The sequence below is a fragment of the Aeromonas sp. S11(2024) genome (assembly GCF_041402345.1).
GTDB classification, from domain to species: Bacteria; Pseudomonadota; Gammaproteobacteria; order Enterobacterales; family Aeromonadaceae; genus Aeromonas; species Aeromonas veronii.
In genome coordinates, this window is sequence record NZ_JBGLRC010000003.1 from 73270 (window position 1) to 86821 (window position 13552).

Here is a 13552-nt window from a genome sequence, read left to right on the forward strand (position 1 = left end):
TGCAAAGGGGCGCTCGAACACCCTTGTGCACTGCAGCGTCATGCTGTGAATCTCGAACTCTGACTTGGAATATTCAACATGCTTAACACCGTTATCGTCGGTGCCAGTGGCTACGCGGGAGCCGAACTGGCCGCACTGGTACAGAACCATCCACAACTCAAGCTGTTCGGCCTCTATGTCTCCGCCGGCAGTCAGGATGCCCACAAGCGCTTCTCTTCCCTGCATCCCCAGTGGGTCGGCGCCCTCGATCAGCCGCTGCTGCCGCTGGACGACGACGGCATGACCCGGATCCTGACCCAGGCAGATCTGGTACTGTTGGCCACCGCCCACGAGGTGAGCGCCGAGCTGGCACCCAAGTTTCTCGCCAAGGGGCTGCCGGTGTTCGATCTCTCCGGCGCTTTCCGGGTCAAGGATCAGGGCTTTTACGACAGCTTCTACGGCTTCACCCACGACAGCGAGCAGTGGCTGGATCAGGCCGTCTATGGCCTGGCGGAGTGGAATGCCGATGCCATCGCTACCGCCCAGCTGATTGCGGTGCCGGGTTGTTACCCGACCGCATCGCTGTGCGCCCTCAAGCCACTGCAGCAGGATGGCCTGATTGCCAAGGGGTGGCAGCCCATCATCAACGCCGTCTCCGGGGTTTCCGGCGCCGGGCGCAAGGCAGCCATCAACACTAGCTTCTGCGAAGTGAGCCTCAACCCTTACGGCACCTTCAATCACAGACACCAGCCGGAGATCAGCCACCACCTCGGCAAGGAGGTGCTGTTCCAGCCCCACCTAGGCAATTATGTGCGCGGTATCCTGGCCACCATCTATGTGCAGTTGGCGGACGGCGTCACCCCCACCCAGGTGGATCAGGCCTTCCTCAAGGCTTACGAAGGCAAGCCGCTGGTGCGCCTCACCGGCCAGATGCCCTCCATCCGTGGCGTCGCGGGCACCCCTTACTGCGACATTGCCTGGCAACAGCAGGGCAACATGCTGGTGGTGGTCTCTGCCATCGACAACCTGCTCAAGGGCGCCGCCTCGCAAGCCATGCAGTGCATAAATATCAAATTTGGTTTTGAACCGGCCACCGGCCTGATTTAAGGACTTAGGAAGGATCTCGAACATGGACAAACAGACGTTGGTAATCAAGCTGGGCGGCGCCCTTATCGAGAACGACGAGGCGCTGACCGCCCTGTTCGCCACCCTCAAAACCTTTCTCGACGATCAGCACCGCCCGCTGGTGCTGGTACACGGCGGTGGCTGTCTGGTGGATGACCTGCTCAAGGGGCTGGGTCTCACCTCCACCAAGAAGAATGGCTTGCGGGTGACCCCGTTCGAGCAGATCCCCTTTATTGCCGGGGCACTGGCGGGCACAGCCAACAAGCAGATGATGGCCAAGGCGATCGCCACCGGCATTCCGGCGGTGGGGCTCTGTCTGGCAGATGGCGGCCTCTGTCAGGTCACCCAGCTCGACCCGGATCTCGGCGCCGTCGGCGAGTGCAAACCGGGTAACCCGGCGCTGGTAGCAGGCATCCTCGGTCAGGGCTTCCTGCCGGTGGTGAGCTCCATCGGCATCACAGCCGACGGGCAGCTGATGAACGTCAACGCGGATCAGGCGGCCACCGCCATTGCCGAGGTACTCGGTGCCGATCTGGTGATGCTCTCCGATGTGAGCGGCATCCTCGATGGCAAGGGCAAGCTGGTGCCCCAGCTCGACAAGCTGACCGCGCTGGATCTGATGGAGAAAGGGGTGATCCGCGATGGTATGGCGGTCAAGGTAGAAGCGGCCCTGCACGCCGCCGAGACCCTTAGCAAGCCGGTCTGTGTCGCCAGCTGGCGCTACCCGGATCAGCTGCTCAAGCTGCTGGCTGGCGGCGCGGTCGGCACTCTGGTCAAGATTGCCGATGGCAATCAGGTAGCCCTCTAATCCTCACCGGAACAAGGAATATCCGATGCAACATCTTCTGAAAGACAGTGATCTGAACAAAGCCCAGATTGAAGCGCTGATTGCGCTGGGCAAGGCAGTGAAGGCCGACCCGAAGAAGTACAGCCAGGCGCTGGCGGGCAAGAGCGTGGTCACCCTGTTCGAGAAACCCTCCCTGCGCACCCGGGTCACCTTCGACATCGGCATCGCCAAGCTGGGCGGCCACAGCGTCTATCTGGATCAGCAGAACGGCGCGCTGGGCAAGCGGGAGTCGGTGAAGGATTTCGCTGCCAACCTGTCGCGCTGGTGTGATGCCATCGTCGCCCGGGTGTTCGATCACCAGACCCTGGTCGAGCTTGCTGAACACGGCTCTGTGCCGGTGGTGAACAGCCTGTGCAACCTCTATCACCCCTGTCAGGGGCTGGCCGACTTTATGACCATTGCCGAGCACTACGACGACCTGTCGAAGGTGAAGCTTGCCTACCTCGGTGATGGCAACAACGTCAGCCACTCTCTGCTGCTGCTGGGGGCGACTCTGGGCACCGACGTCACCCTGATCTGCCCGAAAGGCCACGGCCCGGATACCCAGATCTTCCTGCAGGCGCAGGCTCTGGCGGCCAAGTCAGGGGCAACCATCCACATCAGCGATGACGTGGCGGATATCGAAGGGTTCGACGTGGCCTACACAGATACCTGGGTCTCCATGGGCGACAACACCCCGATGGAGCAGGTCAAAGACCTCTTTATGCCTTACCAGATCAACCAGGCCCTGCTCGACCGCACCGGCATCCAGCATGTGCTGCACTGCCAACCGGCCCATCGGGAGCTGGAGATCACTTCTCAGGTGATGGATGGCCCCGCCGCCCTCATCATGGACGAGGCCGAAAACCGGATGCATATCCAGAACGCCGTGTTGCTGACCCTTCTCGGCGGCAAGTAACGCGACACTCAACCTGAATCACGACCCTTTATCGAATCATCATGGAGAGAAGTAAAATGAGCGGAATCAACAAGATCGTACTGGCTTACTCGGGTGGACTGGATACCTCGGCCATCATTCCCTGGCTGAAAGAGCACTATGACGCCGAAATCATCGCCTTCGTGGCCGACGTCGGTCAGGAGCGCGACGATCTGGAAGGGATCGAGCAGAAGGCGATCGCCTCCGGCGCCACCAAGTGCATCATCAAGGATCTGCGGGAAGAGTTCGTCAAAGAGTACGTCTACCCGACCCTGAAGACCGGCGCCGTCTATGAAGGCACCTATCTGCTGGGCACCTCCATGGCCCGTCCGGTGATCGCCAAGGCGATGGTCGAAGCGGCACTGGCGGAAGGGGCTGATGCCATCTCCCACGGTTGCACCGGCAAGGGTAACGATCAGGTGCGTTTCGAAGGCGCGGTCGCCGCGCTGGCGCCCCAGCTGAAAGTGATCGCCCCGTGGCGGATCTGGGACATGCGCTCCCGGGAAGATCTGCTCTCCTATCTGGAGACCCGCAACATCCCCTGCAAGGCGACCCTGAAGAAGATCTACAGCCGCGACGCCAACGCCTGGCACATCTCCACCGAGGGTGGCGAGCTGGAGAGCACCTGGAACGAGCCGTCCGAAGCGGTCTGGCAGTGGACCGTACCGGCCGAACAGGCACCGGATCAGCCGGAGTACGTCAAGCTGACCGTGGCGCAGGGTGAAGTGGTGGCCGTTGACGATCAGCCGCTCAGCCCGCACCAGATCCTGATGACCCTGAACGAGCGTGCCGGCAAGCACGGCGTGGGCCGCATCGACATCACCGAAAACCGGATGGTAGGGATGAAGTCTCGTGGCTGCTACGAGACCCCAGGCGGTACCGTGATGGTCGCCGCGCTGCGCGCGGTGGAAGAGCTGGTACTGGATCGCCCGACCCGCGCCTGGCGGGAGAAGCTGGGTGCCGAGTTCTCCCATCTGGTCTATGACGGTCGCTGGTTCACCCCGCTGTGCAAGGCGATCCTCGCCTCTGCCAACGCCATCGCCGAAGATCTGGACGGTGAAGTGGTGCTGAAGATGTACAAGGGTCAGGTCACTGCGGTGCAGAAGAAGTCGCCGAACAGCCTCTACTCCGAAGACTTCGCCACCTTCGGCGCCGACGAAGTGTATGACCAGAGCCATGCCGAAGGCTTTATCCGTCTCTACACCCTGGCCAGCCGGATCCGCGCCATGAAGGAACAGCATCAGGCCATCGGTGGCGACCACACCCACGGCTAAGCAAGCACGATAACCCGTTGATTCCGTTGAGGGGGCATGGCCCCCTCTTCTACAGGCAGAGGGCATAGCCTCTGACCCATCATCAGCGGGTGTGACAAGAGCGGCAGCGCCTCGGCCGCTTCTGTGAGATAACAGGCTCGCAGAAAAACAGGGCACGATTTCAAGCTCGGTGGCCAGGGCGCCGCCGACAACGCATTCAAGGAGAGCAGTATGGCACTTTGGGGTGGACGCTTCAGTCAGGGAGCCGATAGCCGGTTCAAGCAGTTCAACGATTCGCTGCGGTTCGATTACCGACTGGCGGAGCAGGATATTCAGGGCTCCATGGCCTGGGCTCGCGCGCTGGTGAAAGTGGGAGTCTTGACCGCCGATGAGCAGGGCAAGCTGCAACAGGCGATGGAGGTACTGCTCGCTTCGGTGCAGCAGGATCCCCAGCAGATCCTGAGCTCGGACGCCGAAGATATCCACTCCTGGGTCGAGAGTCAGCTCATCGCCGCCGTCGGCGATCTCGGCAAGAAGCTGCACACCGGCCGCTCGCGCAACGATCAGGTCGCCACCGATTTGAAACTCTGGTGCAAGGCGCAGGGCGAGCTGCTGCTCGGCTCCATCACCGCCCTGCAGCAGGGGCTGGTCGCCTCCGCTCGCGCCAATCAGGCTGCGGTGCTGCCCGGTTACACCCACCTGCAGCGGGCACAGCCGGTCACCTTCGCCCACTGGGCGCTGGCCTATGTGGAGATGCTGGAACGGGATTACTCACGGCTGCAGGATGCCCTCAAACGTCTCGACACCAGCCCGCTCGGCTGCGGCGCGCTGGCGGGCACTGCCTACGCCATCGACCGCGAAGCGCTGGCGCTCGACATGGGCTTTGCCGGCGCCACCCGCAACAGTCTGGATTCGGTCTCCGATCGGGATCACGTAGTGGAACTGATGCACGTGGCGTCCCTCTCCATGACCCACCTGTCGCGCTTTGCCGAAGACCTTATCTTCTACAACACCGGCGAGGCGGGCTTTGTCGAGCTCTCCGATGCGGTCACTTCCGGCTCATCGCTGATGCCGCAGAAGAAGAACCCGGATGCGCTGGAGCTGATCCGCGGCAAGACCGGCCGGGTGGTCGGCGCCCAGATGGGCATGCTGATGAGCCTCAAGGCGCTGCCGCTGGCCTACAACAAGGACATGCAGGAAGACAAGGAGGGGCTGTTCGATGCCCTCGACACCTGGCACGACTGCCTCGATATGGCGGCGCTGGTGCTGATCGATCTGAAGGTGAATGGCGAGCGCACCATGGCGGCGGCGCAGGGCGGCTACGCCAACGCCACCGAGCTGGCGGACTATCTGGTGGCCAAGGGGATTCCATTCCGTGAAGCGCACCATATCGTCGGCGAAACCGTGGTCTTTGCCATCAGTGTGGGCAAACCGCTGGAGGAGCTCTCCATCGGCGAGTTCCAGCGCTTCAGCCCGGTGATCGAGTTCGACGTCTACCCCAATCTGGAACTGGAAGCGACCCTCGCCAAACGGGTCGCCAAAGGCGGCGTCGCCCGCGAGCAGGTAGAAGCGGCCCTCACTGCCGCCGAACAGTGGCTGGCCAAACGGGTGGGTTAAGCCAACCGGCTTGTCATTCGAACTAGAAAGCAAAACGGCAACCTCGGTTGCCGTTTTTTATTGCTCACCGCCGTTCACGCGCTAGCATTGAGCAGTTTGCCCACCCCCTCCCCCTTGCCATTGGGCAGGGTCTGTTTAAAGGCTCCGAGCAGCTGGTCGAGGTTGAGATTGCTGGCACCGAGGGAATCCTTGAGGGTATCGAGTTCACTTTGCAGCACATCGAGGCGGGTACTCTGGGTGCCGCTCGCCAGCTGGTTGCGGGCGCTATCGATGGCGGCTGGGAGTGACTGACCGCTATTTTCCTGCCCCAGAGTCTGCATCAGCTCACCCATAAAGTGGTTGATGGCAGCGCGATTTTGCTCGCTATTGGCATCCTTGATGCCGAGTCGCTGGAACAAACTCTGGACGGTCGGGGCGAGGTGCTCCTCCTGTACGGCAGGCTGCACGGGCTGGGGTTTGCTACTGCTGCCAAGCAGCTGGCTACCCAGCTTGAGGGCGATCGAGGCAAGGGGAAACAGGCTGCTGATCATGATATCTCTCCGCGACAACGACCCTTGATTGTGTTGCCAAGAGGAGTGCATAAGCGGGGCCAAAATTTAGTGAACAGCACAGGGCGAAACCAACCCATTGAGCCACCGAGTGATTTGAATCGCCGCCTTGTGTTAGTGGGCATTGCGGCTGAGGTCATCACAAGAGAGCCGAGCGGCCAGCGGCTGCCGCTGCAGATCGAAGCGGCAAAGGGGCATTGCCGCAGCAAACCGGAGGCGGCAGGGCTCCTCTTCGCTATATGCCGGTACATGCCCGCCATCCCCTCGATTACGTCATTTTTCATTCATGAAACTTATGGCTATTAAGATCATGTGAATTTTCTTATCTAATATGTTCGCGCAAGATGGCTCTCAAACCGGATTTGCCGTCACCGCAATGCTGGCCGGCAGCCGCCTTCTTCCTGCCTCTTTCGTTTATGGAGTCGCTATGTCCCTGATCACCCCCTATATCTCCCCCGAAGTCAGCCAGCTGGCTCCCGGCTTTCGCGCTTTGAGCATCACGGTGCAGGCCGCCGCCGTGGTCGACCCGAACGTGGGGGCGCGCGCCCTTGATGAAGCCTGCACCGCCATGCTGACCGCCGATGTGCCGTGGGCAGAGGCGCATCTCGCCGCCTGGGGCGAGCTGTTCAGAAAATTTGGCGCCAAGCCGCAGCGGACTCCCTGTTCCGCCGAGGCTCTGAGAAAGCGGGTCGCCCGCGACGGCAACCTGCCCGCCATCGATCCCGTGGTCGATCTCTACAACGCCATCAGTATCCGCTACGCCATTCCGGTGGGGGGCGAAAACCTGCTTGCTTATGAGGGACTACCGCGACTGGTGGTAGCCGATGGCAGCGAGCAGTTCGATACCATGAAGGGGGGCGAGCCCGCACACGAATCTCCGGAACCCGGCGAGGTGGTCTGGCGGGATGACAAGGGGGTCACCTGTCGGCGCTGGAACTGGCGGCAGGGTGTGCGTACCCGACTCAGTGTCGATTCGGGCCAGATGTGGTTTATTCTGGAGAGCCTGCCCGAGATGCCGCTGGCTGCGCTGCATGAGGCGGGGGAAAAACTGGTCGCCGGACTGCGGGAGATGATGCCGGAAGCGGTGATCACACAGAGCCTGTTCGGCGATGTTGAGTAAATAGAAGGACGAGCCAACTCGTCACCGATAGATACAGAGAGGGGCGCCACAGCGCCCCTCTCTCTTTTCACCCTGCTCAGCCCAGCAGTAGATAGAGCTGGTGAGCCGCCACCCCGGCGCACAAGCCGCCGACCGTGTGGGCGACAATGGCGCGGGAGGTGAGGTGGCGATAGCCGAGGGCATCGAGCATGGCGGTGTGGGTGCTCAGGAAGCCACTCCAGCACATCCCCATGGCGGTAAACACCGCGACCTCGTTACCGGTGATCCACCCTTTGGCAATAAAAGGCGGCACCAGTGACATGGCGGCACCAACCGCACCGAGGGAGGTAGCCGGGAAGGCAACCAGCTCCGGCTGCTGGAAGCCGAACAGCAGGTCAAACAGCCAGCTCACCTTGGCGGCCAGCACTGGCAGCAGGGCTACCCCCTGAAACGCTTCGCCGGTATAGCCCTTGTCGCCGGGGCCGAAGGTGAGCAGCATCACGAAGGTACTGATGATCAGCACCCCGGGGATCACCGCCATCCCCAGCTCCACGCCAGATTTGCCGCCATCGAGCAGTGAGTTGAGGATCCTCAGCCAGCCGGGAGCCACCTCTTTGGTCACCCCTACCTTGCGGCCGTCGGACGATACAGCGTCATCGTTCAGCACTTCCCCCACCAGTGGGCGGATCATCCGTTGCATCAATCGGGTAGAGACCACCGAGCCCACCAGAGCACCCAGCAGCCCGATCAGCGCCGCGCTGGCGGTGGATTCACCGCTCGGCAGCTGCAAGGTGGCCATAAAGGTCACCACGATCAGCCCCATGCCGAAGGCGGTGCCGAAGTTGGTCAGCGACACCAGTTGCCACGGAGTGAAGCCTTTGCGAAAGCGGCTGTCCTTGGCGAGGCTGATCACCGCCGGGTTGTCGGAGAAGAAAGTCATCAGGGCCGCCAGCGCGGTGCGACCGGGCAGGCGAAACACCGGCTTCATCAGGGGGGCCAGCAGCACTTCCAGCAGGCGGATCACCCCGAACTCGCTCAAGAGCTGGCTCAGGGCACCGGAGAGCACCGTAATCCCCATGATAAAGAGCACTGTATTGAGCAGCAGCTGGTGGGCGGTATTGAACAGGGTGTTGACCATGGCAGAGAGGCCCATCTGGCTGCCGAGGTAACCGAACAGGCTGCCAAGAATAAGCAGTACCAGCACGGGTTCCATCCAGTTTCGCATGGCGGCAAGTCGCCCCTTTGACTCTATAACTACATGATTTTCCATATCTATCCTGCGGTTCATCTGTGCGTGTGTGGTTGTTTTTATGGTTAAAAAATGGCTGCGCCAAATAGAAAAAAGCCCTTGTCTTGCGACAAGGGCTTTTTGAATTGGCTCCTCCTACTGGACTTGAACCAGTGACATACGGATTAACAGTCCGCCGTTCTACCGACTGAACTAAGGAGGAATTGTAATTGGTGCCCAGAGACGGAATCGAACCGCCGACACGGGGATTTTCAATCCCCTGCTCTACCGACTGAGCTATCTGGGCAAATGGTGCCGGCTACCGGAATCGAACTGGTGACCTACTGATTACAAGTCAGTTGCTCTACCTACTGAGCTAAGCCGGCACACTTTAAACCATTGTGCATGAACAAATTTTTTATTTCATGGCACCAAAATTGGTGCCCAGAGACGGAATCGAACCGCCGACACGGGGATTTTCAATCCCCTGCTCTACCGACTGAGCTATCTGGGCGTGGGCGCTATTAAACGGATTTTAAGGCGGATGGTCAACGGGAAATTTCACTTTTTGTCTCGTTCGTCTCTTTTTTGCGCAACATCGTCCATTTCTACCACTTCTTCGGCACAGGCCGCGCCTTTTCGCCCCCAGACTCTGGGTTCCTCTCCTTTGAGCAAGCGGGAGATATTCTCGTGATGGCGGATCAGGATGAGGCAGGAGAGCAGGGAGACTGGCAAGGTATATTCGGGTTTGAGCAGGTAGGTAAAGAGCGGCGTCAGCAGCACGGTAATGATGGAGGCCAGCGAGGAGTAGCCGCTCACCAGCAGCACCAGCAGCCAGGTGCCAATCACGGCGCCCCCCATGGTGAAACCGATGGGCATCATGGTGCCCAGTGCCGTGGCAACCCCTTTGCCACCACGAAAATGAAAGAAGATGGGGTACATATGGCCGAGACAGGCGGCGACCCCGATAAAGCCGAGGTAGACGGGTTTGATCTGCAGATACCAGGCGAGATAGACGGGCACAGTGCCCTTGAGCACATCGAGCAGCAGCACCACCAGCGCCGCCATACGGCCACCGAGGCGCAGCACATTGGTTGCCCCCGGATTGTGGGAGCCATGATCCCGCGGGTCGGGCAGACCGGTGCAACGGGAGACCAGCACAGCACTGGATAGTGAACCACCCAGGTAGGCCAGAATAATCATCAAAATCGTCAGGGCCGTCATCTTGGTCGTTTTTACCACGATATGAATGGGGTATGATGCGGGCCACATACGCTGGCATGGGCCCATGCCCACCCAGAGCGCCTCGGCAAGCCTGTTGCCCGGCCAGCATCCCTGCGCTGTCATCACAGCCCATCAAGAGTAAAGAAGAAGTACAGTCATGGACAAGGTGTTTATTCGCGGACTCGAAGTTTTGACCACCATCGGTGTATATGAGTGGGAGAAGGGCATTCGCCAAAAGCTCCGTTTTGACCTCGAGATGGGGTTCGACAACCGCCCCGCGGCAGCAACCGACGACATCAATCTGGCACTGGATTATGCCGACCTCTCCAACAAGATTTGCGCCCATGTCACCGGCAAGGTGGTCGAACTGGTCGAAACCATGGCCGAGCAGGTTGCCATGCTGGTTCTGACCGACGAGCGGGTACTGTGGGTCAAGGTGACCCTCACCAAGCCGGGCGCCGTACCCAATGCCGCCGGGGTCGGTGTCGAGATCCTGCGCCATCGCACCCCGGCCGCGAGCAGCAACTGATGACCACCATCTATATCAGCCTCGGCTCCAACATCGAGCGGGATCGCCATATCCGTGCCGGACTCGATGCCCTGCACGCCGAATTTGGCGAGCTGCGGGTCTCCCGGGTATTCGAGAGCGAAGCGGTCGGCTTCAACGGCCGCCCCTTCTACAACCTGGTGGCGGCTGCCAAGACCGATCTGCCGCTGACCACCGTCTGCCAGCGACTGCGGGCCATGGAGTTCGCCCACGGCCGCGAGCCGGATGCCAAGAAGTTCGCCCCGCGCACACTGGATCTCGACCTGCTGCTCTATGGCGATCTGGTCTGCGACACCCCGCTGGTGCTGCCGCGCGGTGAAGTGCTCACCAACGCCTTCGTGCTATGGCCGCTGGCCGAGCTGGCCCCCAAACTGCGCCACCCCGTCGATGGCCGCACCATGGGCGAGCTGTGGCAGGCCTATGACAAGACCTCCCAGCAGCTGTGCCCCATTCCCTTTCACTGGGAAGCGTGCGAATTGCAGCATCACTGATCCGCAAGGGCGCCTCACGGCGCCCTTGTTGTTTCCACAGACAGGGTTGCTTATCACGGATAAGAAAGTGTCATTGGGCCTGACCCTGCGAGGCTGGCAGGATAGCGCCCACTACAGGAGAACCCCATGCCACTCGATACCATTCACCACTTCAACTGCCAGCTGCTGGCCGAACTGCCCCACCAGCGCTATGAGCATGAACCCATTCTCGACTACGCCACTGATGAAAAGGTCAAAGCCCGCCTCGGCTGGCAGGCGGAGTTCAGCAAGACCCTGTTTCTCAAGTTCAAGGATGGCCGCTTCGCCCTGCTGCTGACCCACAGGGACGGACGGCTCGACAACAAGGCAGTCAAGGCCGCACTCGGTGTCAAGCCCTCCATCTGCACCGCCGAAGAGATGCAGGCGGAGATCGGCTGCCTGCCGGGGGCGGTCTGCCCCTTCCTGCCCCGCGCCGATATTCCGCTACTGGTGGATCCGCAACTGCTCAACCACACCGCCTTCACCTGGACTCCGGGCCACCCGGAGCAGACCTTTCTGCTGGCGACCGAGCATCTGGCCGAAGTGCTGGCGCAGCTCCCCTGCCAAGTCAGCTATCTGCCCGCCCCGATGGCGTAGCCCCATCGCGCGCCAGCTGGGCGAAGATCAGCGCCGCCAGCATGGAGAGCAGCCCGACACAGAGGTAGGTCAGATGGAACCCGGCCAGCCACTGGCCGTTGGCCGCTGAGGTACCCGCCGAGAAGAGCCCGAGCAGGCTGGCGGCAATCGCCACCCCCAAACTCATGGAGAGCTGCATCACCACCGAGAGCAGACCGTTGCCACTGCTGGCCAGGGTCGGGCTGAGATCTTGCAGCGTGAGAGTGTTCATGGCGGAGAACTGCAGCGAGTTGATGGCGCCGAAGATCGCCAGCCAGCCCAGCAAGACCCCGTAGGGGAGCTGGTTGTCGATAAAGTAGAAGCTGGCGATCATCGCCCCCAGCAGCAGGGTGTTGCCGATCAGAATGCGGCGATAGCCCACCTTCGGAATCAGCTTGTTCACCAGCGTCTTGGTCAGCATGGCGCCAATCACCGTGGGGATCATGGTCATCCCTGCCTTGCTCGGGGAGAAACCGAGCCCCAGTTGCAGAAACAGCGGGGTGAGGAACGGCATGGCGCCGCTGCCGAGGCGGGCAAACAGGTTGCCCCAGATGCCGATGGCAAAGGTGGTGGTCTTGAACAGGCTCAGGCTAAAGAGCGGCTGCTGTGCATTGGCGGCATAGAGCCAGTAGCTCGCCATCGCCGCCAAGCCGAAGATCAGCGCAAACAGCGCCCAACCGGTGGAGATGCTGTGCTCCCCCAGACCCTGCAAGCCCACCGACACCAGCACCATGCCGACGCTGAACATCACAAAGCCCTGCCAGTCGAACCGGGCGGTCTGCTGCCGCAGCTCCGGCATAAAGTGCCAGCTGGCGATAAAGCCGAGCAGCCCCACCGGCAGGTTGATGAGAAACACCCAGTGCCAGCTCGCCACTTCCACCAGCCAGCCACCGAGCGCCGGCCCCATCAACGGGCCGAGCAGCCCCGGAATGGTGACAAACGACATCACCCGCAGCAGCTCGTGCTTGTCATAGACCCGCAGCACCGCCAACCGTCCCACCGGCATCAGCAGGGCGCCGCCAATCCCCTGCAACACCCGGGCGGCCACCAGCATGGAGAGGGAATTGGAGGCGGCACAGGCGAGCGAGCCGAGGGTAAAGAGCGAGATGGCGGCCAGATAGATGCGACGGGTGCCGAATCTGTCAGCCAACCAGCCGGAGGCCGGGATCAGCAGCGCCACCGTCAGCATGTAGGCAATGATCACCGACTGCATCTGCAGCGGGCTCTCCCCCAACGTCTCGGCCATGCTGGGCAGGGCGGTGTTGAGAATGGTGCCATCCAGTGCCTGCATAAAGAAACCGACCGCCGCCAGCAGGGGCAGCCACTTGCGCTGGGCATCTGTCACTGTGTGGCTCATTGCCACCTCCATTATTTTTGCGGGGGAGCGGCGGCGGTCAGGAAGAGATCGACACAACTCAGGGTCCAGGCATCCTGCTCGGCAGCGCTCTGGGTCAACGGCAGACCCAGCTCACGGAGCATTCGCTCCTTGCCCTGCCACATCAGCAACAGCTGCAAGGCGGCCTGTTCGCTGTCTTGATGGCACAGCAGGCCTTGCTGCTTCTGCTGCTCCAGCCAGTTGGACAGCATCTTGGTCACATAGAGCGGGCCCGCCTCGAAAAAAAGGGTGGCCAGCTGGACATCGTTGCAGCTGATGCAGGTGCGAAAGATATTGATGGCATCATCGCTCAGGATCAACTTGCGAAAGCTGCGACCAAAGGCAATCAGGCTCTCCCGTACGTTGTTGCCACGCAGCAACACCTCCGGCATCAGCTCACTGCTGACGCACTTGCTGCCCACCGCTTCGGCAAACAGCGACTCCTTGTTGGCAAAATGGCTGTAGACCGTCTGCTTGGAGACGCCCGCTTCACTGGCCACCATGTCCATGCTGACCAGATGCAGACCGTGCTGACAGAAGAGCCGCCCGGCAGCATCGAGGATCGCAGCCCGCTTCTGCTGACTACGGGGTGAAATGTTCATTTTTCCTCCACAATCAAACTGGACAGTCTAGTTTCGAAAAACTAGACTCACCGGTGTGATTTGATGTT

Annotated in this window: 14 protein-coding genes and 4 tRNA genes; 9 read left to right on the forward strand and 9 right to left on the reverse strand. The window is 61.1% G+C overall.

Features of this window, described 5'->3' with window-relative positions; translation table 11 throughout:
• Window positions 1–78: 78 nt before the first annotated feature.
• From argC to argH, 5 genes are all read left to right on the forward strand, one after another.
• Window positions 79–1086, forward strand: a complete 1008-nt coding sequence (gene argC, locus ACB040_RS03625) for an N-acetyl-gamma-glutamyl-phosphate reductase (RefSeq protein ID WP_021231253.1) — start codon at window positions 79–81, stop codon at window positions 1084–1086.
• A gap of 22 nt (window positions 1087–1108) precedes the next feature.
• Window positions 1109–1912, forward strand: a complete 804-nt coding sequence (argB, locus tag ACB040_RS03630) for an acetylglutamate kinase (RefSeq protein WP_371153266.1) — start codon at window positions 1109–1111, stop codon at window positions 1910–1912.
• 25 nt (window positions 1913–1937) lie between these two features.
• The gene (locus ACB040_RS03635; RefSeq protein WP_371153268.1) at window positions 1938–2849 is read left to right on the forward strand and encodes an ornithine carbamoyltransferase; all 912 of its coding nucleotides are present in this window, start codon (window positions 1938–1940) and stop codon (window positions 2847–2849) included.
• A gap of 56 nt (window positions 2850–2905) precedes the next feature.
• Window positions 2906–4141 carry an argininosuccinate synthase gene (locus ACB040_RS03640; RefSeq protein ID WP_033115910.1) on the forward strand — a complete coding sequence of 412 codons (1236 nt, stop codon included), beginning with the start codon at window positions 2906–2908 and terminating at the stop codon, window positions 4139–4141.
• A 210-nt stretch (window positions 4142–4351) separates the two neighbouring features.
• Window positions 4352–5737 carry an argininosuccinate lyase gene (argH, locus tag ACB040_RS03645; RefSeq protein ID WP_371153270.1) on the forward strand — a complete coding sequence of 462 codons (1386 nt, stop codon included), beginning with the start codon at window positions 4352–4354 and terminating at the stop codon, window positions 5735–5737.
• Window positions 5738–5811: 74 nt separating this feature from the next.
• On the opposite strand, the gene ACB040_RS03650 is transcribed toward argH, so the two are convergent.
• Complete coding sequence (locus ACB040_RS03650) at window positions 5812–6267, reverse strand: hypothetical protein (RefSeq protein ID WP_371153272.1); 456 nt, start codon at window positions 6265–6267, stop codon at window positions 5812–5814.
• 445 nt (window positions 6268–6712) lie between these two features.
• Here ACB040_RS03650 and ACB040_RS03655 point away from each other — a divergent pair, with 445 nt between their 5' ends.
• Complete coding sequence (locus ACB040_RS03655; protein ID WP_107684302.1) at window positions 6713–7405, forward strand: B3/4 domain-containing protein; 693 nt, start codon at window positions 6713–6715, stop codon at window positions 7403–7405.
• Window positions 7406–7481: 76 nt separating this feature from the next.
• Here ACB040_RS03655 and ACB040_RS03660 read toward each other — a convergent pair whose 3' ends face one another.
• From ACB040_RS03660 to plsY, 6 genes are all read right to left on the reverse strand, one after another.
• Window positions 7482–8654 (reverse strand): hypothetical protein, encoded by a 1173-nt coding sequence (locus tag ACB040_RS03660; RefSeq protein ID WP_371153274.1) that lies wholly within the window; start codon window positions 8652–8654, stop codon window positions 7482–7484.
• Between the two features lie 105 nt (window positions 8655–8759).
• Window positions 8760–8835: transfer RNA gene (locus ACB040_RS03665), tRNA-Asn, on the reverse strand.
• Between the two features lie 8 nt (window positions 8836–8843).
• Window positions 8844–8919 (reverse strand) — tRNA-Phe (locus ACB040_RS03670).
• A gap of 3 nt (window positions 8920–8922) precedes the next feature.
• Window positions 8923–8998 (reverse strand) — tRNA-Thr (locus ACB040_RS03675).
• A gap of 52 nt (window positions 8999–9050) precedes the next feature.
• Window positions 9051–9126, reverse strand: a tRNA-Phe gene (locus ACB040_RS03680).
• Between the two features lie 47 nt (window positions 9127–9173).
• Entirely contained in the window at window positions 9174–9836 is a 663-nt protein-coding gene (gene plsY, locus ACB040_RS03685) for a glycerol-3-phosphate 1-O-acyltransferase PlsY (protein ID WP_371153276.1), read from the reverse strand.
• A gap of 157 nt (window positions 9837–9993) precedes the next feature.
• Here plsY and folB point away from each other — a divergent pair, with 157 nt between their 5' ends.
• From folB to ACB040_RS03700, 3 genes are all read left to right on the forward strand, one after another.
• Window positions 9994–10365 (forward strand): dihydroneopterin aldolase, encoded by a 372-nt coding sequence (gene folB / locus ACB040_RS03690; protein ID WP_371153278.1) that lies wholly within the window; start codon window positions 9994–9996, stop codon window positions 10363–10365.
• Window positions 10365–10874, forward strand: a complete 510-nt coding sequence (gene folK / locus ACB040_RS03695) for a 2-amino-4-hydroxy-6-hydroxymethyldihydropteridine diphosphokinase (protein WP_371153280.1) — start codon at window positions 10365–10367, stop codon at window positions 10872–10874. The genes folB and folK overlap by 1 nt, the downstream gene beginning before the upstream one ends.
• 126 nt (window positions 10875–11000) lie before the next feature.
• Window positions 11001–11489, forward strand: coding sequence for a YbaK/EbsC family protein (locus tag ACB040_RS03700; protein WP_371153282.1), 489 nt, complete (start codon window positions 11001–11003; stop codon window positions 11487–11489).
• Here ACB040_RS03700 and mdtD read toward each other — a convergent pair.
• A complete protein-coding gene (mdtD, locus tag ACB040_RS03705; RefSeq protein ID WP_371153284.1) occupies window positions 11461–12864 on the reverse strand; it encodes a multidrug transporter subunit MdtD in 1404 nt (467 codons plus the stop codon). The genes ACB040_RS03700 and mdtD overlap by 29 nt on opposite strands.
• Before the next feature lie 11 nt (window positions 12865–12875).
• Window positions 12876–13484: a TetR/AcrR family transcriptional regulator gene (locus ACB040_RS03710; protein ID WP_371153286.1), complete on the reverse strand. Its 609-nt coding sequence runs from the start codon at window positions 13482–13484 to the stop codon at window positions 12876–12878.
• Window positions 13485–13552: the final 68 nt, after the last annotated feature.